The organism is Burkholderia sp. E168m23 (assembly GCF_016586125.1).
Classification (GTDB): Bacteria; Pseudomonadota; Gammaproteobacteria; order Burkholderiales; family Burkholderiaceae; genus Burkholderia; species Burkholderia orbicola.
In genome coordinates, this window is record NZ_BCPP01001187.1 from 1 (window position 1) to 1,801 (window position 1,801).

The 1,801-nt window shown below is 63.9% G+C and carries 2 protein-coding genes; both read right to left on the reverse strand.

The annotated features are described in order from the left end of the window. Positions 1 to 310, reverse strand: a 310-nt coding sequence (locus tag JMF90_RS35505) for a LysR family transcriptional regulator (RefSeq protein WP_201326199.1), incomplete at its 3' end; no start/stop codon positions are given. 192 nt (positions 311 to 502) lie between these two features. Continuing rightward, positions 503 to 1,618 carry an alkene reductase gene (locus tag JMF90_RS35510; protein ID WP_201317293.1) on the reverse strand — a complete coding sequence of 372 codons (1,116 nt, stop codon included), beginning with the start codon at positions 1,616 to 1,618 and terminating at the stop codon, positions 503 to 505. Between the last annotated feature and the right edge of the window lie 183 nt (positions 1,619 to 1,801).

The window sequence follows — 1,801 nt, forward strand, 5'->3', positions numbered from 1 at the left end:
GCGCGAAGGTCACGGCGGCGCTGATGCGCAGCACGCCGGCCAATCCGGTAGACGCATCGCGCGCGACCTGCTCGGCAAGATCGACTTCTTCGATGGCGCGTCTCGCGTGCTCGTAGAAGCGCTGACCGGCATCGGTGGGCGTCAGCCCGCGTGTCGAGCGCAAAAGAAGTCGCACGCCGAGCCGCGCCTCGAGTTGCGCGATCGACTTCGAGACGGCCGGCTGCCCGAGTTTGAGTCGCTTGGCGGCGGCCGAGAACGAGCCTGCCTCCACGACGCTGACGTACGTTTCCATTGCTGCCATCCGGTCCATGCCGCTGCTTCTCCGTGAAGGACCGTGAAGTCCGTGTCGTGGTTGGGATGTGCCAAGGCGCAAAGGCTTAAGTCTAGCGCGTCGGACCACGTGGCCGATGAAACTGCGGGCGATCGGTTCTTGCCGGCGGAATGGCACGCACGCCCACGGAAACGATTCGTAAAAGCAAACCAGCCGCGCGTGCAGGCTGGTTCAGATGACCGGCGCCGGGCCATGGAACGAATAATCGGTGTAGCCGCGTGCATCGCCGCCATAGAACGTCGAGCGGTCGTAGTGGTTGAGCGGCGCCCCGACGCGCAGTCGTTCGGGCAGATCCGGATTGGAGATGAACAGGCGCCCGAATGCGACGAGATCGGCGTCACCTGCCTCGATCATGCGATGCGCGCTATCCGCGGTGAAGCCGCCCGCCGCGATGAGCGTGCCGTTGAACACGCGCCGCAAGTCTTTCGCCGAGACCGCCGATGCCGCGGCGGCGACGTCATCGTTACCGCGCACGCGCGGCTCGACCACATGCAGATAAGCGAGCCCATGGCCATCCAGACGACGCGCGACATAGCCGAACGTGGCATGCGGATCGCTGTCGGACATCGTGCCGTACGAACTCCCGGGCGAAAGACGGACCGCGATGCGGCCGGCCTCCCACACCGAACCGATTGCATCGAGCACCTCGAACAGAAAGCGTGCGCGGTTCTCGAGCGAGCCGCCATATGCGTCCGTACGGTGATTCGAGCCGTCCCGCAGAAACTGGTCGGGCAGGTAACCATTGGCGGCATGCAGTTCGACACCATCGAAACCCGCCTGTTTCGCCAGCGCCGCTGCGTGACGGAATTCTTCGATCACGCCGGGAATTTCTTCCAGCGCGAGTGCCCGGGGGAGCACCTGTTCGACTTCAATGACCTGGCCATTTTCGTCGTGGATCGCCGAGTGTTCATAGGCGCGTACGGCAGAAGGCGCGATCGGCAATTCTGCGCCGATGTTGGCGGGATGCGCCTGTCGTCCCGCATGCCACAGCTGCACGAAGATGCGTCCTCCTTTCGCGTGGACGGCGTCGACAACACGTCGCCAGCCGTGTGCATGTGCTTCGGTGTAGATGCCCGGCGCATCCACATAAGCGAAGCCGAGCGGCGACACGGAGGTTGCGTCGGAAATCAGCAGCCCCCCCGACGAGGCGCGCTGTGCGTAGTAATCGACCATCAGATCGCCGGGAACGTTGTGCGCGTCGGTGCGCATCCGTGTGAGCGGCGCCATGACGACGCGGTGAGCGAGCGGATAGGGGCCGACCTGAGTCGGGGTGAAGAGCGTATTCATTGCGCGTTACCTGAAAAAGTAAAAAAGGGAGAGGGCCTCTGGATCTTCAGGGCAAGCGTGAATCCGCAGAAGGCAGCACCGGGTGATAGCTGTCATTCCTGCCCGGAATAGTTTGGAGCGCGACGCGGCGAGCGTCATGGGGCATCGTCGAGCTCTGGCCCGATAGTGGTCGTCGGCTTTTGA